The organism is Christensenella tenuis, from assembly GCF_014287795.1.
GTDB classification, from domain to species: domain Bacteria; phylum Bacillota; class Clostridia; order Christensenellales; family Christensenellaceae; genus Christensenella; species Christensenella tenuis.
In genome coordinates this window covers 263,878-283,519 of record NZ_JACOON010000007.1, presented here as the reverse complement: position 1 = coordinate 283,519, position 19,642 = coordinate 263,878, and the positions used below count along the sequence as shown (strand labels likewise).

17 protein-coding genes and 1 pseudogene are annotated in these 19,642 nt (G+C 50.2%); 15 read left to right on the top strand and 3 right to left on the bottom strand.

The genetic code is table 11. The features are described 5' to 3' along the window. Positions 1-16 precede the first annotated feature (16 nt). The 14 genes and pseudogenes from tpiA to uvrC all read left to right on the top strand — a co-directional run bounded on the left by tpiA (position 17) and on the right by uvrC (position 14,080). Complete coding sequence (gene tpiA / locus H8S18_RS13675; RefSeq protein ID WP_186858827.1) at positions 17-760, top strand: triose-phosphate isomerase; 744 nt, start codon at positions 17-19, stop codon at positions 758-760. 72 nt (positions 761-832) lie between these two features. Further along, complete coding sequence (gpmI, locus tag H8S18_RS13670) at positions 833-2,368, top strand: 2,3-bisphosphoglycerate-independent phosphoglycerate mutase (protein ID WP_186858826.1); 1,536 nt, start codon at positions 833-835, stop codon at positions 2,366-2,368. Between the two features lie 119 nt (positions 2,369-2,487). Further along, the gene (locus tag H8S18_RS13665; RefSeq protein WP_186858825.1) at positions 2,488-2,703 is read left to right on the top strand and encodes a hypothetical protein; all 216 of its coding nucleotides are present in this window, start codon (positions 2,488-2,490) and stop codon (positions 2,701-2,703) included. 163 nt (positions 2,704-2,866) lie between these two features. Next, a complete protein-coding gene (locus tag H8S18_RS13660; protein ID WP_186858824.1) occupies positions 2,867-3,277 on the top strand; it encodes a hypothetical protein in 411 nt (136 codons plus the stop codon). A gap of 254 nt (positions 3,278-3,531) precedes the next feature. Continuing rightward, on the top strand, positions 3,532-5,022 hold the full coding sequence (gene thrC / locus H8S18_RS13655) for a threonine synthase (protein WP_186858823.1): 1,491 nt from the start codon (positions 3,532-3,534) through the stop codon (positions 5,020-5,022). Between the two features lie 5 nt (positions 5,023-5,027). Then, on the top strand, positions 5,028-6,029 hold the full coding sequence (gene trpS, locus H8S18_RS13650) for a tryptophan--tRNA ligase (protein WP_186858822.1): 1,002 nt from the start codon (positions 5,028-5,030) through the stop codon (positions 6,027-6,029). A gap of 108 nt (positions 6,030-6,137) precedes the next feature. After that, positions 6,138-6,986 (top strand): DUF5685 family protein, encoded by an 849-nt coding sequence (locus H8S18_RS13645; protein WP_186858821.1) that lies wholly within the window; start codon positions 6,138-6,140, stop codon positions 6,984-6,986. A 10-nt stretch (positions 6,987-6,996) separates the two neighbouring features. Beyond that, positions 6,997-7,584 carry a DnaJ domain-containing protein gene (locus tag H8S18_RS13640; protein ID WP_186858820.1) on the top strand — a complete coding sequence of 196 codons (588 nt, stop codon included), beginning with the start codon at positions 6,997-6,999 and terminating at the stop codon, positions 7,582-7,584. 10 nt (positions 7,585-7,594) lie between these two features. Beyond that, the gene (locus H8S18_RS13635; RefSeq protein WP_186858819.1) at positions 7,595-8,131 is read left to right on the top strand and encodes a hypothetical protein; all 537 of its coding nucleotides are present in this window, start codon (positions 7,595-7,597) and stop codon (positions 8,129-8,131) included. Positions 8,132-8,252: 121 nt separating this feature from the next. Further along, positions 8,253-8,711, top strand: a complete 459-nt coding sequence (locus H8S18_RS13630) for an FHA domain-containing protein (RefSeq protein WP_186858818.1) — start codon at positions 8,253-8,255, stop codon at positions 8,709-8,711. Then, positions 8,701-9,951, top strand: a complete 1,251-nt coding sequence (locus tag H8S18_RS13625; RefSeq protein WP_186858817.1) for an FtsW/RodA/SpoVE family cell cycle protein — start codon at positions 8,701-8,703, stop codon at positions 9,949-9,951. The genes H8S18_RS13630 and H8S18_RS13625 overlap by 11 nt, the downstream gene beginning before the upstream one ends. A 248-nt stretch (positions 9,952-10,199) precedes the next feature. After that, positions 10,200-11,330 carry a penicillin-binding transpeptidase domain-containing protein gene (locus tag H8S18_RS13620; protein ID WP_407926969.1) on the top strand — a complete coding sequence of 377 codons (1,131 nt, stop codon included), beginning with the start codon at positions 10,200-10,202 and terminating at the stop codon, positions 11,328-11,330. Positions 11,331-11,871: 541 nt separating this feature from the next. Then, positions 11,872-12,073, top strand: a pseudogene (locus H8S18_RS14730) (IS3 family transposase); the annotation flags it as partial. Positions 12,074-12,235: 162 nt separating this feature from the next. Further along, positions 12,236-14,080 (top strand): excinuclease ABC subunit UvrC, encoded by a 1,845-nt coding sequence (uvrC, locus tag H8S18_RS13610; protein ID WP_186858814.1) that lies wholly within the window; start codon positions 12,236-12,238, stop codon positions 14,078-14,080. Between the two features lie 391 nt (positions 14,081-14,471). On the opposite strand, the gene H8S18_RS13605 is transcribed toward uvrC, so the two are convergent. The 3 genes from H8S18_RS13605 to H8S18_RS13595 form a co-directional block, all read right to left on the bottom strand. Beyond that, complete coding sequence (locus H8S18_RS13605; protein WP_186858813.1) at positions 14,472-15,908, bottom strand: glycoside-pentoside-hexuronide (GPH):cation symporter; 1,437 nt, start codon at positions 15,906-15,908, stop codon at positions 14,472-14,474. Between the two features lie 250 nt (positions 15,909-16,158). Further along, complete coding sequence (locus H8S18_RS13600) at positions 16,159-17,148, bottom strand: transketolase family protein (RefSeq protein WP_186858812.1); 990 nt, start codon at positions 17,146-17,148, stop codon at positions 16,159-16,161. Between the two features lies 1 nt (position 17,149). After that, on the bottom strand, positions 17,150-18,043 hold the full coding sequence (locus tag H8S18_RS13595; RefSeq protein WP_186858811.1) for a transketolase: 894 nt from the start codon (positions 18,041-18,043) through the stop codon (positions 17,150-17,152). Positions 18,044-18,575: 532 nt separating this feature from the next. Here H8S18_RS13595 and H8S18_RS13590 point away from each other — a divergent pair. Further along, positions 18,576-19,514, top strand: coding sequence for a LysR family transcriptional regulator (locus H8S18_RS13590; protein WP_186858810.1), 939 nt, complete (start codon positions 18,576-18,578; stop codon positions 19,512-19,514). Positions 19,515-19,642: the final 128 nt, after the last annotated feature.

Below are 19,642 nucleotides of genomic sequence, written 5' to 3'. Positions count from 1 at the left end.
GTTAAGGAGTTTTATTATGAGAAAACCGATTATTGCAGGAAATTGGAAAATGAACAAGACCGCAAGCGAAGCGGTGGCCCTGATTAATGAGTTAAAGCCCCTTGTGGCGGATGCGAAAGCGGACGTAGTGGTATGCCCGCCGGCGGCGGACCTTGCCGCGGCGGCACAGGCGCTGGAAGGCTCTGGCATCGGTCTTGGCGCGCAGAATCTCGATTATCATGATTCCGGTGCATTCACAGGCGAAATTTCAGCGGATATGCTGCTTGATCTCGGTGTACAATATGTTATCATTGGGCATTCCGAACGCCGTGAATATTATGCGGAAACGGATGAAACCGTGAACCTGAAGGTCAAAAAAGCCCTCGAAAAAGGCCTTACCCCCATTGTATGCGTGGGAGAAAAGCTGGAAGAGCGCGAAAGCGGCGTGACGGCGGAAGTGGTACGCAAGCAAACGAAGCTTGCCCTCCTCGGTGTGGCGGAAGGCGACGTGCGCAAGGTTGTGATCGCGTATGAACCGATCTGGGCGATCGGCACGGGCAAGACGGCAACGGCGGACGATGCCAACAACACCATCAAAGAGATCCGTGCAGCGGTAAAAGAAGTGTTTGGCGGCGCGGCGGACGAGGTAAGAATACAGTATGGCGGCAGCATGAACCCCAAAAATGCGTCTGAGTTAATGGCGATGAGCGACATCGACGGCGGGCTCATTGGCGGCGCTTCACTGAAGGCGAAAGATTTTTCCAAAGTTGTAAATTATTGAGGGTGTGCGCGGCGTTTTTTGCCGCAGGCGCACATGGGAAAATCCAATCTTGATTAGAAAAAGGTGACTTATATGGCATTTACAGCATTAATTATTATGGATGGCTTTGGCCTTACGTCGCAGACGGAAGGAAATGCGATCTATGCGGAAGGGACGCCGAACATCAAAAAGCTGATGGAAGAGTACCCCACCACGCAGCTCGGCGCGAGCGGTATGTCTGTTGGCCTGCCAGACGGGCAGATGGGCAATTCCGAAGTCGGGCACCTCAACATCGGCGCGGGCAGGATCGTCTACCAGGAACTGACGCGGATCACAAAGTCCATCGCTGACGGCGATTTTTTCAGCAAGCAGGAATTTATGGACGCCGTCAAAAATGTAAAAGAAAACAGCAGCGCGCTGCATCTTGTCGGCCTCATCTCGGATGGCGGAGTACATAGCCACCAAGAGCACTTGTACGCGCTCCTTCGGCTGGCGAAGGAGAACGGAATCGGCGACAGGACGTACGTACACTGCCTGATGGATGGCCGCGACGTCCCGCCGGACAGCGGCAAAGGCTTTATCGAGCAACTTGAAGCGAAGATTAAAGAGATTGGCGCGGGAAAAATTGCGACGGTCATGGGACGCTATTACGCGATGGACAGGGATAACCGTTGGGAACGCGTGAAGCTTGCCTATGACGCAATCGTAAAGGGAGAAGGTATAGACGCGCCGGATGCGGTCTTAGCGATGCAGGATTCCTATGATAAGGAAGAATACGATGAATTTGTAAAGCCCACAGTTATCACGGAAAATGGAGAACCGGTGGCAAAGCTTAAGGCGAACGATTCGGTGATCTTCTTCAACTTCCGGCCGGATAGGGCGCGGGAACTTACGCGGAGCATTACCCAGGAAGATTTTGCGGGATTTGAGCATGAATATTTCCCGACTTACTTTGTGTCCATGACACAGTATGATAAGACATTCGGGAACGTCCACGTGGCATATAAGCCGCAGGTGCTTCAGAACACACTGGGAGAATATCTGGCGAAACAGGGCAAAAAACAGTTTCGGATTGCGGAGACAGAGAAATATGCGCATGTTACCTTCTTCTTTAACGGCGGCGTAGAGCAGCCGAACGAAGGGGAGGATAGGGTGCTGATCCCATCCCCGAAGGTAGCGACATATGACCTCCAGCCGGAAATGAGCGCGCCTGAGGTCTGCGCGAAAGCGGTGGAACTGATCGAATCGCAGAAATATGACGTAATGATCCTGAATTTCGCGAACTGCGATATGGTCGGGCATACGGGCATTTTCGAGGCAGCGGTAAAAGCCGTCCGCGCGGTGGACGAATGCGTAGGAAAGGTTGTAGACGCCATCCTCAAAGTGGGCGGCGAAGTGCTAATCACGGCAGATCACGGTAACGCGGAAATCATGGTTGATCCGGAAACGGGCGGCCCGTTCACGGCGCATAGCACCAACCCCGTCCCGTGCATCCTGGTTTCCCAGAGGCACCAGCTTGATAAGCTGAGAGAGGGCGGTATTCTTGCGGATCTCGCCCCAACCATGCTTGATTTGATGGGTCTCCCGCAGCCTGTAGAAATGGAAGGAAAAAGCCTGCTTGAAAAATAAAACAAGGCTGCTCTGGTCTTTCCGGAGCAGCCTTTTTGTAACTATATTCTTAAAAATTGGGATAGAGGAAAGGGAATTTCCGTATATATATCCAAAGGATGGCAAAAGGAGGAAGTATCATGAAGGACGGCAAAACGCCTTTGACTGAAAAACAACTGGAGCAGGTGAATGGTGGGGTACAGATTTCGAAGCCGGGAAAATTGGGATGGAGCAGCTTCGCAGCATGCGAGAAATGCAAAGGACAGGACTTCAAGATACTGGAGGTCCACGATGCGCGGCTGGTCATACAGTGCAAAAAATGCGGAAATGTGACGAATACGTATATCAACGATTGAGCGGAATCCGCAGCCCGGGCAGGAAAAGAAGCGTGCAGGCGCATCTTCCCGTCCGGGCTGCATGCTTCTTACCAAAAATAATTTTTTTGATGTAGATAAAACGGGATATATATATTATAATAAGTTTAAACGTAACTTATTAAAAAACAAGGGGGTCTTTACCATGATACAATTAATTTATGCAAAAAAGGGCAGTGGGAAAACAAAAAGACTGATCGATCTTGCGAATACGGAACTCAACTCTACAAAAGGAGACGTCGTTTTCATCGATGACGACAAACGTTATATGTACGATGTCGCACACCAGGCGCGTTTTGTGGATGTGAAAGACTTTGGGATCGATTCCGGAGACGCCCTTTACGGCATGTTATGCGGCATGGTATCTCAGAATTATGATATAGAAGCAGTATTCATCGACGCATTCCTGAAGATTGTAAAGCTGGATGTAACGGAACTTAAGGACCTGCTCGGAAAAATTGAAGCGCTCTCCGAAAAGAACGACTTCAAGGCTGTCATCATCATCAGCGCAGACCCGGCACAGGCTCCGGAGTTCCTCAAGCAATATATTATCTGAGGAATGCGCTTTTTTGTTTAGCCGGGCGCCAGGCGGCCGGTATTCATACGGAAAGAATTGCGTTAAGCCGCCAAGGCTTAAGGCGGACAGCATATGCGGATGGCGGGAATGCCATTTTGCAGCAGATTTGTGCGGCTGTCCGCTTTTCGCGTCAGGATGTGCAAAAAGCACGCAGCCAGCATGGAAAAGCCGCTCGCAGGAATTGGACGATTTTCAGGCACGGCTTGCGTTTCACATGAAGGAGAAAAAAGATAATGCAGGTTTTAAGTACGCGTGGAAAAATGAATTCCATACCCGCTACAAAGGCGGTGCTTCAGGGAATTGCTGCGGATGGAGGGCTGTTTGTGCCCGAATTCTTCCCGCAGATCGATCTTGAGGAAATGAAAGCGTATGCGGCGCACGAATATGATATTCTTGCGGCGCGCGTATTGCAGTATTTCTTTGATATGGATGAAGCAGCCCTTGCGGAGATTACCCAGCAGGCCTATGGAACGTTTGACGACTCGCGGGTCGTACCCATAAAGGAGCTCACCCCGGTTGACTATGTGATGGAGCTTACGCACGGGCCGACGCTGGCATTCAAGGATATGGCATTGCAAGTGCTGCCGCGCCTGATCCGCAAAGCGCTCGATATTCATAAACAACAGGAAAATGTGTTGATCCTGACAGCAACCTCAGGAGATACGGGAAAAGCCGCGCTCGAAGGGTTTAAGGATGTTCCGCGCACGGCGATCGAAGTGTTTTACCCGGCGGATGGCGTGGCGACGATGCAAAAGCTGCAGATGGTCACGCAGGAGGGCGGCAATGTCGCGGTGTGCGGCGTGCAGGGGAATTTTGACGATGCGCAGACAGGCGTAAAGGCGCTGTTCGCGGACAGCGGCCTGAAAGCTTTTTTGAAGGAAGCGGGTTATACGTTTTCTTCCGCAAATTCCATCAACTTCGGACGCCTGATTCCGCAGGTGGCCTATTATATTTACGCCTATGCAAAGCTGGCGGCGGACGGAAAAATCGAAAACGGACAGGCAATCAACTTTGTGGTTCCTACAGGCAATTTTGGAAATATACTGGCTGGATATTACGCAAAACGCATGGGCCTGCCCGTAAAAAAACTGATATGCGCGTCCAACGGCAACAACGTGTTGACGGATTTCTTCAACAATAGTGTATATGATGCGAACAGGCCTTTTCATAAAACAATGTCGCCGTCCATGGATATCCTGATTTCAAGTAATCTTGAGCGGTTGTTGTTCGAAGTTTCCGGGCGGGATGATGTGCAGGTGCGTGCATGGATGGACGCTCTGAAGCAAAATGGCAGGTATGAAATTCCAAATGGAACGCAGGCGGGCCTGCGGGAAACGTTCTGGGCGGACTTCTGTGATGAAATGGAGACGGCGCAGACGATCAAAACAGTCTTTGAGACCTATGGGTATCTTATCGATCCGCATACGGCGGTGGCGCGGTGCGTAGGTGAAAAATACAGGAAGCAGACGGGCGACGGTACGCTTGCCGTCGTGGTCTCCACGGCGAATCCCTATAAATTCACGCAGGATGTGCTTCGCTGCGTATCCGGGCAGGACGTGCCGGATGCGTTTGAGGCGGCCCGGCAGCTGTCACAGCTTACAAATACACAGATTCCGCCGCAAATCGCCGACCTGCACGAAAAGCCGGTGCTGCATCCGGGCTGTGTAGAACGGACCGGGCTGAAAGCGGCGGTTGAAAAGTTTATCGATCAAATGGGGGATTAATGCACATGGACGGAAAGAAAACAATTTTTAGCGGCATCCAGCCTTCCGGCATTTTGACGCTCGGAAATTATCTCGGGGCAGTTAAAAATTGGGTAGCGCTCCAAAATGAATACGATTGTTATTATTGCGTGGTGGACCTGCATGCGATCACCGTGCGGCAGGATCCGGCTACGCTGCGCAGGCGAACCTTGGATACCATGTCGATCCTGATTGCTTCAGGGATCGATCCAAAAGAAAATGTGCTCTATATGCAGTCCCATGTGAGCGCCCATGCGGAGCTTGCATGGCTTCTCAATTGTTTTACTTATATGGGCGAACTTTCGCGCATGACGCAGTTCAAAGAAAAAAGTGCGAAAGCGGGCGATAACATCAATGCCGGCCTGTTCACCTATCCGGTTTTGATGGCGGCGGATATTTTGCTCTACCAAGCAGACCTTGTGCCTGTTGGGGTAGACCAGAAACAGCATCTGGAACTTACGCGCGATATCGCCATTCGTTTCAACAATATTTATGGCGACGTGTTCACGGTTCCGGAACCATATATCCCCAAGGCGGGCGCAAAGATCATGAGCCTGCAGGAACCGGAAAAGAAGATGTCTAAATCGGATGAAAACGAAAATGCGTTTATTTCGCTTCTCGATCCGCCTGACGCGATTGCGCGGAAACTTCGGCGGGCGGTAACGGACAGCGATGGGGAGATCCGCTTCGCGGAAGAAAAACCGGGTGTTTCCAACTTGCTGACCATTTATTCGGTGCTCACGGGCAAGACAATTGCGGAAAGCGAGAAGGATTTTGCAGGGCAGGGATACGGTACGCTTAAGCAGGGCGTGACGGACGCTGTCATTGCAGAGCTTGAGCCGCTGCAAAAGCGCTTTGGGGAGGTGCGCGGCGATAAGGCGTTCCTTGAAAGCGTGATGACGGAAAATGCGGAAAAGGCTGCTTATGCGGCACGAAAGACGCTTTCCAAGGTACAGCGCAAAATCGGGCTCGCGCCAAGGAAGCTGTAATGTGTCTGAACGGCGTTATTTATGAACAATCTTTTAAAAAATACGCTCAAGCAGCGTATTTTTTTGTGAAAAGTGGAAACGCCGATTTTTTGATGATATAATAACCCTATGTTTGGATATGTCGTGCCTCTCACCGGAGAGCTGAAAGTACGTGAGCTGAATGTGTACCGTGCGTACTACTGCGGTTTGTGCAAAGCGTTGAAAGACGAGTATAGGAAAACGGCGGTACTCAATTTCGACAGCGTTTTTTTATATTTGCTCGCGGACGGCCTGCGTGGGGAAGAGATAGCGCCGCAGATGGAAAGGTGCGCGCTGCACCCGGTGAAAAAGCATCCGGCGATCATTACGCCCGCGGCGCGTTATGCTGCGGATATTAATATCCTGATGGCGTACTACAGCGCGGAAGACCATGTGCGCGACGGCAGGCGGGGCATGCGTCTTGCCCGGCTGTTCCTGAAAAAAGCATATGCGAAGGCAAAAATGCGGCATGAAAATGTAGTGCATGTTGCGGACGAGACCATCGCAGGGCTTATGAAGCTGGAGCGGGAGGAATCCCCCAATACAGACGCGGCTGCGGATTCATATGCGCGGCTGCTTGGAACGGTCATGACGGATGCGGATGTGCTGCAATCGCATATCCTTTACGACCTCGGATACAGCCTTGGACGCTGGATTTACCTCATCGACGCAGCGGAGGACTGGGAAGAAGACGTAAAGCGGGGGAATTACAACGTATATGCCTGCAAATACGGCGGGCCGGACGATACGGCGCGCAAACAAATCGAACAGGGGTTATATTATACTTTGGCCCAGGCGGCGGAAGCGCTTTCCCGCCTTGAGCTTAAAAGAAACAGGGAATTGTTGGAAAATATTGTCTATTTGGGGTGCAGGGAGCAAACGCGTACAGTTTTAACAGAAGGGCGCAGACTGACCGCTCCGGTAGAAAATAAGATATAAAGGATACGGAATGAATCCATATGAAGTGCTCGGCGTTTCGCAGGACGCCACAGATGAAGAGATCAAGGCGGCATACCGCAAGCTGGTTAAAAAATATCATCCGGACCGTTTCGCAAACGATCCGGAAAAGCAGGCGGCTGCAAGCGAAAAACTAAAACAGGTCAACGCTGCGTACGATATGATCACCAAAATGAAGCAGGGGAATTACACCCAGGCAGGCGGTTCTTCCCCGCAGTTTGCAGCTGTACGCATGGCGATTCAGCGTGGGGAACTTGCAAACGCGGAAGCGATGCTGAACCGCATGTCCGAGCGCACGGCGGAATGGCATTACCTGATGGGTGTAATTCTATTTCGGCGCGGATGGTATGACGGTGCGGCAGAGCACTTTAATATCGCCTACCAGATGGAACCGGGCAATGCGGAATACGAGCAGGCAATGCGTACGATGACGCAGGCAACGGGGGTATATATGGATTTTGGAGACGGCGACGGAAACAGCAATTCGAGAAGAATGTGGGGCATTTGCTCGACGTGCCTGTGCCTCGGATGTGCGGCCGGCGGGATGTGTTGCCGGCCGGCGCTGTGTTGTTATTTTTAAGGGGTAAACCATGGTAAGGGGTTACGGAAAAAGAACGAATAAGGGAAGCCTTGTAGTCATGTTTGCGGCATTTACACTGCTTGCATTGTATTTGGCGGATACGCTGCCCATTTTACGAATTACAATGTACTTTATTTCTTCTGTATTCGTTATGGGTATTATGGTAGAGCGTATGCCGGCCGCGGCGATTATTTCTTTTGTGTGCGTGGTGTTTGCGGCATTTTTAATCCTGCCGGTTAAGACGGGGGTGCTGCCTTACCTGTTCTTTTTCGGGCATTATGGGATTTTCAAATATTTTGTGGATGCGGACCGCGCGGGCAGCCTTAATCTTGTGAAAAAACTGGTATATTTCAACGTGTTTGCGGCATTGATTTATTTCCAGGCCGGCGGATGGATGACAGAACAGTTTCCGTTTGCAGTGCCGTGGTGGGGGCTTGTTATTGCGGGTGAGCTTGTATTTTTACTCTACGATTGGCTTTTCACTCTGGCTACGCGGTGGTATTATGGTTCCCTGCGGAACAAGCTTTTAAACACAGGGGAATTCTGACGGCATATGCGCAGGATGTCGGTTGACCGTGGCGGGCCTGCTCCCTGTACAGGCTTAGCTGTGGTTAATTCAGTGATTTTTTTCAAAGAAAAAAGAATCAAACAGGAAGAAGGAGTACTTTATGGAATCGGCTTATGAAGTTGCGGCCTATGCCCTGCGGTATTGGTTTATTGCCGCAGTGCTCGTAATCCTCATTGCGGTAATTTATATTTCCTATAAAGAATACCAGCAGAAAAAATTTGTCATGACGGAGATCAGCCAATTCGGCGGCTATATGAAAATCATCGGCGGGCCACAGGAGTTTATCGGCGACCGCTTCGGCCTGCGTGAAAACAATACCATTGGCAGCGACTCGCGTTGCGATATTGTTTTGCCGGACAGGACGGTGAAAAAAAACCACGCGGTTATTTTCCAGGATGGAGACGACTATTATCTTAAACCGGCGGCAAAAGCTCCTACGAAAATTAACGGGCGGAAGGCCATCAACGCGCATAAGCTGAAAACGGGTGATGCGCTATCTTTCGGGGATGTGGAGCTGCGCATCTATTTTAAGAGAACGAGGTTAGAACATGATAATTAAGAGATTCGGCGCGGGCATTATCCTTGCGTTCATGATATTGTTTTTATTGTCGGGAATGTTCCTGCTTTCGTTTGCGGGCGGTACGTTCAACATGGAGGCGGCGGTCCTCGGCATTATTTTTGCCGTTTTTATCATTGTGCAATACAATGTGCTGAAGGGTATCTTTAAGCATCTCGAACGGTTTTCGCTCCTGATTGCCGATTTCCTGTGCATTATCAGTATCGTGATCCTGTACCGCATCGATCCGGAGGTGGCGCAGAAACAACTGATCTGGATCCTGATCGGCAATGTATGCATGGTGATCGCGATGCTGGTCATCAAAAAATCGCATGATTTTGGAAAATTAAACTGGGTGTTTATGATTCTTGCGGTCGGCATGCTGGGAATGACCCTGATTTTTGCAAGCAGGGTAGGCGGCGCTAAAAACTGGATCAATATCGGCCCGTTTTCCTTCCAGCCGAGTGAATTCGCTAAAATACTGTTTTTGATCGTGACCGCATACTTCCTCTCTTCGCGGGATAGGAAACGCGATATGTGGCCGTATTTTGTGTTTACCATTGCGTGCGTCGGCCTGCTCGTCTTATCGCGGGACCTTGGTGCGGCGCTGCTTTTCGCGGGAACCTTCCTGATTGTGTTCTATGTGGGAACGGGCAGCGTAGGCATTACGCTCGGTGCAACTGCGGCGTTCGCGGGCGGCGCGTTCCTCTCCTATAAGATGTTTGACCATGTAAAGACGCGTGTAGAGGTGTGGCAGGATCCATGGGCGACCTATAACGACAAAGGCTACCAGATCGTGCAGGGCCTGCTCGCGATTGCAAGCGGCGGGCTTCTCGGCACTGGGCTTGGACTGGGCATGCCCGAGGTCATTCCGGTGGGCACGTCCGACTATATTTTTGCGGCGATCGCCGAGGAATTCGGCATTATCGTGGCAATCGGCATTATTGCGCTGTACCTTGTGTTCATCATACGGGGGATCCTGATTGCAATGGATGCGCGTACAAAATTTGATAAACTGCTTGTGTTTGGCGCGACGGCAATGCTGTCGCTGCAAAGTTTCATTATCATTGGCGGTGTGATTAAGCTGATTCCGCTTACAGGCATCACGATGCCCTTCGTAAGCTCGGGGGGAAGCTCAATGCTGTCCGCCATGATGCAGCTTGGCATCATTGAAGGCGTAGCCCTTAAAAACGGCGAATATGAGGAAGCCGAGCTGGAAGAGATGGGAGGCGGTGTGGCATGAAGAAGAAACCGAATCTCAAAAAGAATATGCGCGTTATGCTCGGCGTTTTTTGCTGTCTGTTTGTACTGCTCGGTTCGTACCTTTTGTATTCCACGGTGGCATATGGGGACCAGTGGTTTACTACGCCGTATAATCCGCGTATTTCGGCGTCCAAAAACATCGAGAACGCGGGAACAATCTATGACCGGAACGGGATTCCGCTTGCCTACACGGAGAACGGGGAACGCAAATATGCGGAAAGCGAAGATATGCGCCGCGCGGTCAGCCATACCGTAGGCGATATTTACGGGAAATCCCTCGGGGCGGAAACACTGTTTGCAAAGTACCTCTATGGATACGATCAGAACGTAGTAGATAAGTTTAATAGCGTACAGAGCGGACAGAAGGGCGGAGACGTATACCTCACCATAGACGCGGAGCTGTGCGAATATATTTACGACCACATGAATGCCGATCCGGGCGCGGTGGTGCTGATGAATTATGAGACGGGGGAAATCCTCGCCAGCGTTTCCAAGCCGACCTTCGACCCGTATACGGCAAAAGAGGATACGGAGGAATCGGGAGCAAAATTTGTCAACCGCGTGACACAGGGGTTATATCCGCCGGGCTCGACAATGAAGATACTCACAGCCGCTGCGGCGCTTGAGAACGGGGTCACGGACCTTGAGGTGGATTGCACGGGCGAGGCGATCATCGAAGGGCAGAAAGTTACTTGCACCTCGCAACACGGCCATGTGGATTTTGCGACGGCCTTTGAGAAATCGTGCAATATCTATTTCGGCCAGCTCGCGGTAGAGCTTGGCGACAATGCAATGCTGGAGACGGCGAATAAATTCGGGTATAATTACAATTTCCAGTTCCCGGATTTCACACTGTACAACAGCCAGTTCAATGTATCCGGCAACAAAGGAGACCTTGCATGGGCGGGAATCGGACAGTATGAAGACCTTGTGACGCCCATGCACAATATGATGATTTCAGCGGGGGTGGCGAACGGCGGAGTCATTATGCAGCCCAATACCTTAAAGGATGTTCGGTATGGCGGCAGCAGCTCTTTTCGCTATACGCCCAGTGAATTCCGTACGATTATGCCTCAGAATATTGCGGCGCAGATCACAGAGTATATGAGGAACACCGTGGATCATGGTACGGCGACAAGCGCAGATATCGGGAATGTGACAGTGTGCGGCAAAACGGGTACGGCCGAATATGTGGAAGACGGCGAAGTAAAGAATCACTCATGGTTTGTCGGCTTTGTAGAAGACGCGGCACATCCGCTTGCCATTGCGGTGATCGGCGAAGGCGCGGGGTTCGGATCGAGGTATGCAACACCGCTTGCCGGGGAAATACTTGCGCATGCGATCGAGATGGGATACTGACGTCGCTGCGTCGCTTCCCGCCTTCCTTGCTCCATACCGCCATGCGGCGCTATTTCACAGGTCAGGCGGTCGCTCCTTTTCCCCTTCCAAACTCATTCCGCTGCCGCTTCATTCGAGTTTGGCGGGGGCCCCGGAATAATGCCGCCTTCCTTGCTCCATACCGCCATGCGGCGCTATTTCACAGGTCAGGCGGTCGCTCCTTTTCCCCTTCCAAACTCATTCCGCTGCCGCTTCATTCGAGTTTGGCGGGGGCCCCGGAATAATGCCGCCTTCCTTGCTCCATACCGCCATGCGGCGCTATTTCACAGGTCAGGCGGTCGCTCCTTTTCCCCTTCCAAACTCATTCCGCTGCCGCTTCATTCGAGTTTGGCGGGGGCCCCGGAATAATGCGGCCTTCCTTGTTCCATACCGCCTTGCGGCGCTATTTCACAGTGGCTTTCATCCATTCGGCTGCGTGCCTTGTAGAAAAGCTGTGCATACCTTCGTCCATCTAACCGCCCTCGGCTCTTGGGGGCTCACGCATGGGTTCGCGCGGGGGCCTCGGAAAGGCAATTATTTGAATGCTGTTATTGAAAATTCCTTCGGGTTGCTTAAATCGGAAATGCTTTACATACAAAAATTTTTAAGTGCAGAGCATTTTATAGCAGAACTTGAAAAATATTTATGCTATTATAACAATAACAGAATCAAACTGCTAAGGATTGAGTCCTATACAATACAGACTTCAATCCTTAGCAGTTTGATTCCGTCTAACTTTTCGGGGTCTGTTCATTTGCGGCGGTTATTGAATACGGATACTTACTCCTGTGCGGCATTGCGCGGTTTGAGCGGCAAAATATTTTTCGTTTGTTCATTTGCCACAAATTGTTGAAGGATATGTGAATCTTTTCCACGGGGAAAAGAAATTGGGTTATAATAGTATTATGGAATTAACGGAAAACCTGCAAAAAAAAATTAAAAATCTGCCCCAGAATCCGGGTGTGTATATCATGCGCGACAAGGACGGCAAGGTGATCTATGTGGGCAAGGCGCGGATCTTGAAAAACCGCGTGAGCCAGTATTTCCGTAAGGAAGCGCAGAAATACGCGAAGGTCGCGGCAATGGTGTCGCATATCGCGGATTTTGAGTATATCATTACAGATACGGAACTTGAGGCACTGATCCTTGAGTGCAACCTCATCAAAAAATACCGCCCATATTATAATATCCTTTTGAAGGACGATAAACACTTTCCCTATGTGCGCGTGGACCTGAACGAGGAGTTCCCACGCGTTACGGTGGTGCGCAGTGTGAAGGATGACGGCGCGAAATACTACGGGCCGTTTATCGCGGCACATGTCATCCGCGACGTGCTCGACCAGGTATACCGCCTGTATCCGCTGCGAAGCTGTAAAAATGATATACCGCGTATGATCGCGCGGGGCGATAGGCCTTGCCTTAATTACGAGATGGGGCGGTGCATCGGGCCATGTACGGGGAAAGTCAGCAAAGAAGAATACGGCGAACTGGTGAAGGAAGTTATCAGCGTGGTATCGGGAAATAATCTCACGGTGCGCAGGGAGCTCGTGGCCAAGATGAACGAAGCTGCCGAGAGTATGAACTATGAGCAGGCGGCTTTGCTGCGCGACCGCATCGCGCTCATTGACCGCATTCGGGAAAAACAACGCGCGGGATTCCCTAACCTTGACGACAAAGATGTGTTCGCTGTGGAAAAGGGCCTTAAAACGGCTGTTGTGCAGGCATTTTTGTTCCGGGATGGGAAACTCAATTATGCACAGAAGTATTATTTTGAATATGAGGGCGAACCGCTTTCAGAACTCATGAGTGAATTTTTGCAGCAATATTATGCGGAAAAAAGCGGAATCCCTAAACATATTTATACCTTGCCCCGGCCGGATGACGCAGAGCTGCTGCAAGAGTGGCTCAGTGAAAAGCGGGGATCCAAAGTAGAGATCAAAGAGGCGGTGCGCGGCGATAACCGTAAACTTGCGGAGCTTGCGAAGAAAAACGCGGGTGATGCGATCAAGATCAAAGAGGGGATGCAGGCCCAGCGCGAAGCCGCGGCGGGAAATCTTGCGAAGGCGCTCGATTTAGATGCGAATCTCCACCGTATCGAATGCTATGATATTTCAAACACCCAGGGGACGGATAACGTCGCCTCCATGGTGGTATTCACGGATGGAAAACCAGACCGCAAGAAAAACCGCCACTTCCGCATCAAATCGTTTGAAGGAGCGGACGATTTTGCTTCTTTAAACGAAGCGCTTACCCGCCGGCTCCTGCGTGGCCTGCAAGGCGACGAGAGCTTTCTGCCCATGCCAGACCTGATTATTATTGACGGAGGCAAGGGCCAGCTCCATGCGGCGCGCGACGCCCTTTTTTCACTGGGATGCGAAGAAATACCGATTGTCAGCCTTGCGAAAAAACAGGAGGAAATCTTTGTGCCCGGCCGGGACGAAAGCATCCTTTTGAAGGCGCATAGTCCGGAATTCCGGCTTGTGACGGGTATCCGCGACGAGGCGCACCATTTTGCCATTTCCTATCACCGCAAATTGCGCGAGAAACGGCATCATACGGGAGAACTGGATAAAATTGAGGGCATCGGGCAAACGCGCAAGCGTGCGCTTTTGAAGGCGTTCGGCAGCGTAAAGAACGTTAAGGCGGCTACGCTCGAAGAGCTTATGACCGCAAAGGGTGTGCCCGCGAACGTTGCACAGGCGGTTTACCAATATTTCCACTCGGAAAAGTGAATATCCATCCGGATAAGCAGAGATAGCAATTTGTTATTCTAAATATTTATGCCAGAAGGGAAATAGTTTTTATGTATAATTGCGGAATAGTGTTTTTGCAGACGTCCTGTGCGTAGTTCTGTATTGGAAGGATTATATTTATTATATCCATTTCGGAGCGGAAGGCTGCAATATTGGCAGAAGCTCTGTACCAGGCAAAAAATATGGGAAAACGTTTAACGGGAGATAAAGCACAGCGAAGGAAAAGAAAGGCATGTAGCTGTGGAAAAATGGAAAATTAATGATTTGGATTTATAATTTTACGGCTTTACCGCACAAACAAAACGCCCGGAGAATTCTCCGGGCGTTTTGTTTGAAATAGATGGCATTATGGTATCAAGGATTGATATAATCAATCCATCAGTTGGTCTCCCCTTGCTTCAAGGTCTGCAAGGATACGGGCATGCATCTTACCGTCGAGCTTGTAGAACAGGAAGATAACAAAACCGAGAATGCTTAAAATTGCGGGCATCAGGTTCATCATGCTGTTCATGACGTTCAGAGTGTCTGCATTCTGCGCTGCCCCCGGGACATAGCCAGCCATAGCGATAAGTGCCGCGAGCAGCGTGGGGGCGATTGCCCCGCCCAGCTTCAGCATAAACGATGTGCCCGAATAGACAAAACCATCGGCACGGATACCGGACTTCCATTGGCCGTATTCTACTGTATCGGGTACCATTGCATAGATCATGGAAGAGCTGATCCCGCTGACAAGGCCGCTCGCGAGGAGCAGAACCATGATTGTGGTGGAAGATACCGTGGCAGGATCCATGAGGTATGTGATAATGCAGAGGATCGCCATCGCCATATAACCGAACAGGATCGTATTCCGCTTGCTTTTGAAGACTTTCATCAGACGTGCACCGAAGAAAGCCATGATGCCGGCCAATACACCATTCAGCAGGGCATAGATCGAAAATAAGCCTCCGGTTGGATCACCGACGTTGTACTGGAAATAATAGACAGCGACGGTCATCCTGCCGTAAGAGATGAAGCCAAAGATGAAGAAAGATACGACAACGATAAGCAGAGGCGGATTCTTTCCGATGACTTGAAACAGAGCTTTTGCTTTGATTTTCTGGTTTTTCGGCGGGTGAACCACTTCTTTCGTCCCGAAAAAGCAGGTAAAGATGAACGGCACCGCCAATGCGCAGACGATGACCGCCCCGATCAGGTATCCGTTGACGGGATCGCCGTCTGCTGCACCAAACATATTGGTCAGCGGCAGGAAAATCGAAGAAGCGATCGCACAGGTCACGGATGAGAACAATATTTTATAACTTGCGAAGGAGGCGCGTTCCGTTGGGTCGGGAGTGAGCGAAGCCATCAGGCCGCCGTAAGGGATGTTCCACATCGTTGCAAATACGACTGCGATGCAGTACATCACGCATCCATAAATCGTGCGGGACATTTCCGGCCATTCCGGGTGTGCCCAGAACAGCAGGATGACCGACACCACAAGCGGAATACCACTCGCGAGCAGCCACGGACGATAACGTCCGAACCTTGTGTGCGTCCTGTCTGCAAGAATGCCGATCAGCGGGTCATTGACCGCGTCGAATACGCGACATACGAGAAACAGGATGGAAACGACCGCCGCTGGTATCAGGGCGATGTCTGTCATGAAAAACATCAGGAACGAGCTTACGAGCATCCATGGGAAGTTGTAGGTGATATCGCCGGAGGCGAATGCCATTTTACGCCATACGGCTTCCTTTCCGTGATAAATCGGTTTTGAAACCGGTTCTGCCGCTGCTGCGGCGGGTTGGGTCGTATTTTTAGCTGCCATATCCTCTGTCGGCTGAAAAATCAGCCTACTCCTTTCAGCGAATTTATTATTTTGAGATTTCGTTTAAAATTACGTGCTTGCTGTTGGATTGCAGTACCGCCAGCAAGGCAAATACGGTTCATAATTGATTGCTGGATGGGATGGAAATATAATAAAACCAAAGGTGCTTATTTTTATGAAAGAATAGTTCCGCCCCAAAGTAGGGGCGGAATATTCCTTTGTTTCTCCGGTATCGCTTGCGCGCCTTTGCTTACCGCATAAGATTCAGCGCGGTATCGGCGATACCGTCCGCATCGAGCTTGTAATACGGATACAGTTCTTCCGGATATGCATAGGGCGAGAATTCACTTGGGAGTGCCGCCTTTTTGAACCGCGTCGTGATTCCTGCACGTGCGATCACCTCGCCGACGATCGTGCCGAGGCCGCCGTCAATGCAGTGATCCTCTACCGTGAGGATCGCCCGCGAATGCTCTGCCGCATGTATGACCGCAGCCGTATCGATCGGGCTTACGGTGTGCATATCGATCACACCTACGTCGAAGCCTAACGCTTCGAGCTTACGCGCCGCCTGCACGGAATGGAACACCATCGATCCGGTCGCGATCAGCGTGATATCCTGTCCTTCGGATATGGTGATGGCTTTGCCGAATTCGTATTGATAGCTGTCGTCCGTATAAACGTCCGGCTCTTCGCCGCGGGGGATGCGGATCATCAGCGGATGCGGATAGTCGAGGGACGCACGTAGCATTTTCTTCGCCATCATAGCGTCGCACGGCGCGACCATCGTCATGTTTGGCATCGCGTTAAACATGGCGAAATCGAGGATTGTATTGTGCGTCGGACCATAGCCGGACGACACGCCCGCGTGCGTGGAAATAAGGCGCACCGGGAAATCATTGTAGCAGATGTCGTTGTGCACCTGATCGAGCGCGTGCAGCGTGAGGAACGGCCCGTATGTCTGAAAATAGGGAAGATAGCCCTTGGAAGCCAAAGCCGCCGCAGCTGTGATGGTGTTCATCTCCTGAATACCGAAGTCTACGACACGGCCGGGCTTCTTTTCCATCATTTCCCGCGTCTTGGTTCCGCGCGCAACACTATCGTTCATAACGTAGATAACGCGGTCGTCATCTTCTATCATGTCCAGTATTTCCGCAGTAATAGTGCCCTTAACGTCGATCGCCTTTGCATAATCGATACAGCAAAATGTAAATTTTCCGCCCTGAGTATCAAATTCAGCCATCTTATTCTACCTCCTGTAATCTTTTTGCGTTGTACTCTTCGATTTCTTTTTTGGTCTTGACATACAGCTCGGCGTCGACGCCGCCGATGTGCCATGCCGCGCCGTTTTCCATCATGTAGCCGACGCCCTCGCCCTTTGTCGTATTCATAATGATAACGTTCGGCTTGCCTTCATAGGTGACCGGCGGGAGCTCGGACAGGGCTTTGTCGATCTCGGCCATTTTAGTGCCGTCAATCACGACCGCATTCCAGCCAAAGGCACGGTAGCAGTCTGCAAGGCCCTCGGCGCCGCCTTTTTCGCCCCATTTCACATTTTCTCCCGTCTCCCACGCAGCGGAGAAGTGGTTGAAGTCCACGATGCCGACGATGCTGTCGAGCTTTTTGGAGCCTGCTGAAAGGGCAGCCTCCCAAATCTGGCCCTCTTCTTGCTCGCCGTCGCCCATGATGATATACTGACGGGAGTTGATACCATTCATCTTGTTGGCGATCGCCCATCCGCACGCCCACGAAAGGCCGTGACCAAGGGAGCCGGTGGAGGCTTCTACGCCCTTGGTGTAGTGACGGTTCGGATGCCCGCCGAACGGATTGCCGATGGTATTATATTTGGTTTCAAGGAATTCGTAGGTATAAATTCCCATATCGCAGTAGATTGCATACAGCAGGATGCCTGCGTGCCCTTTGCTTAGCAGGAACTGGTTGCGCGCCGGGTCGGACAAAAGCTCCTCCGGGTCGAACTCCATATATTTGTAATAGAGGGCGACCGCCATGTTTACCGAGGATAAAGCGCCGCCGATGTGGATCCCTCCGATCCTGTGCAGCTCGTCGATCAGATGGGAGCGGATCTCATTTGCCTTCAGCACCAGATCCCGTACGTTGTCAATGCGTATTTTTGCCATTGTTCTCATTCCTTTCTGTTTTTTGATTTTATTCATGATTTCCCATTGAGAAACTGTTTCCTGGTCGTTCCGTATTTTTCGTACACAAAAAATACCTGTGCATACGCCTTGGTTTTGCGTACATAAATGTTTAGATTCCATTTGATTTTGTGATTATGCATTTTTTCGGCGGGCACGGTGCCTGCATACCGAAAAAGCTCTTATCTCTTATATATTCCAAAAGAATGGGCCTTACCACTCTGGACTGCCTGTTAAAATTTCAGATATTGATATCAAAAAAACTACATGATTTTGCTGTAATTCAACCATATCACGTATTCGGCTGGACAACAAATATCCTTTGGTTATCTGAAAGATATAGCTATTTGCTATGGCGTGCCATATTGACAAGACATTTCAATATTTCTTATGATAAAAATATCCTATAATTTACAAGATTCTCAATTTTACCGATAAAGGCTTTTTCGTACGGGAATTGAATTCCGGATATTCAATTTACCTATACCGTAATTGCCGGTCAAAGGAGTATAGCATGCAAATCCATCAGTTGGAATATATTCTTAAGGTCGTCGAATGCGGCTCTATTTCACAGGCGGCCCAAAAGTTATATTTAAGTCAACCAAGCCTGACAAAATCGATTATCAATCTGGAACAGGAATATGGAATACAGATTTTTGTGCGTACGCCGCGTGGAATCCAGCTTACACCGGAAGGGAAGGAATTTGTGCATTATGCCAAAAGGATCATTACAACCTCTGATATGCTGGAAAGAACGTTTTTAAAAAAGTCCCAGCCGAAGCAATATTTGCTTTCGATTGCTTCGCTGCAAATGGAATTTTTGTATGACCTTCTTATTCAGATTTATCAACAGTATGAAGGGCATGCGATTCATTTTAATATTATTGAGACAGACCGCGGCGGAGTAACGCGCGCCATATTGAATGGAAATGCCAATCTTGGCATCATTGTCCGCTCATCCGTTGACTCCAAGGAATTCACCCGGGATACGGAATCTAAATATCTGGAAACCTATATCATCGATTCGGCTCCCACAAATGTGTGTGTCGGTCCAAAATCCCCTTATTACAATCGCAAATCGATCTCCGTAAAAGAGGCGGAGAATTGCTCTAATATTATTATCGACATGGAAAGTGAGGCCAAACAGGATCTCTATTTCAATTTGATGGAAAACCATTTCAATGAGGATAAGACGATTTTTGTCAATACGGCCAGCGCCTGCAAACGCTTCCTGCATGAAACAGATGTGCTCCTCTATGCCTGTAAATGGATCTGTGGTTTTTTCAGCGGTACGGATATCCATGTGTTGCCGGTCATCTCGGATGAGCGGGAGCCCGTCCCGGTAAATGAATTGGCTTTGTTGAAAAGGAAGGGAACGCCTCTAAGTACGCCGGAAAAACAATTTGTCCATAACTTATATAAATTATTTGGAAAACAGGCGCCTGTATTTTAACCATAAAGCCCGCAATTCCTTTACGGGCTTTTCTTTGGCTGATGTTCCGGCCGTAGAGCAGATATTTTCCTACGGAACCACATCATGCCTGTTTGCTATGGATAGTCCATAGGTAACAACTATTTTTT

Bases quoted from the DNA above. Each gene is read 5' to 3' on its own strand.
- gpmI (WP_186858826.1), top strand. From the start codon at position 833: ATGGCATTTACAGCATTAATTATTATGGATGGCTTTGGCCTTACGTCG.
- H8S18_RS13645 (WP_186858821.1), top strand. From the start codon at position 6,138: ATGTTTGGATATGTCGTGCCTCTCACCGGAGAGCTGAAAGTACGTGAG.
- H8S18_RS13640 (WP_186858820.1), top strand. From the start codon at position 6,997: ATGAATCCATATGAAGTGCTCGGCGTTTCGCAGGACGCCACAGATGAA.
- H8S18_RS13590 (WP_186858810.1), top strand. From the start codon at position 18,576: ATGCAAATCCATCAGTTGGAATATATTCTTAAGGTCGTCGAATGCGGC.
- trpS (WP_186858822.1), top strand. From the start codon at position 5,028: ATGGACGGAAAGAAAACAATTTTTAGCGGCATCCAGCCTTCCGGCATT.
- H8S18_RS13595 (WP_186858811.1), bottom strand. From the start codon at position 18,043: ATGGCAAAAATACGCATTGACAACGTACGGGATCTGGTGCTGAAGGCA.
- H8S18_RS13600 (WP_186858812.1), bottom strand. From the start codon at position 17,148: ATGGCTGAATTTGATACTCAGGGCGGAAAATTTACATTTTGCTGTATC.
- H8S18_RS13630 (WP_186858818.1), top strand. From the start codon at position 8,253: ATGGAATCGGCTTATGAAGTTGCGGCCTATGCCCTGCGGTATTGGTTT.
- H8S18_RS13605 (WP_186858813.1), bottom strand. From the start codon at position 15,908: ATGGCAGCTAAAAATACGACCCAACCCGCCGCAGCAGCGGCAGAACCG.
- thrC (WP_186858823.1), top strand. From the start codon at position 3,532: ATGCAGGTTTTAAGTACGCGTGGAAAAATGAATTCCATACCCGCTACA.
- H8S18_RS13660 (WP_186858824.1), top strand. From the start codon at position 2,867: ATGATACAATTAATTTATGCAAAAAAGGGCAGTGGGAAAACAAAAAGA.
- H8S18_RS13635 (WP_186858819.1), top strand. From the start codon at position 7,595: ATGGTAAGGGGTTACGGAAAAAGAACGAATAAGGGAAGCCTTGTAGTC.
- H8S18_RS13625 (WP_186858817.1), top strand. From the start codon at position 8,701: ATGATAATTAAGAGATTCGGCGCGGGCATTATCCTTGCGTTCATGATA.
- tpiA (WP_186858827.1), top strand. From the start codon at position 17: ATGAGAAAACCGATTATTGCAGGAAATTGGAAAATGAACAAGACCGCA.
- H8S18_RS13665 (WP_186858825.1), top strand. From the start codon at position 2,488: ATGAAGGACGGCAAAACGCCTTTGACTGAAAAACAACTGGAGCAGGTG.
- H8S18_RS13620 (WP_407926969.1), top strand. From the start codon at position 10,200: ATGCGCCGCGCGGTCAGCCATACCGTAGGCGATATTTACGGGAAATCC.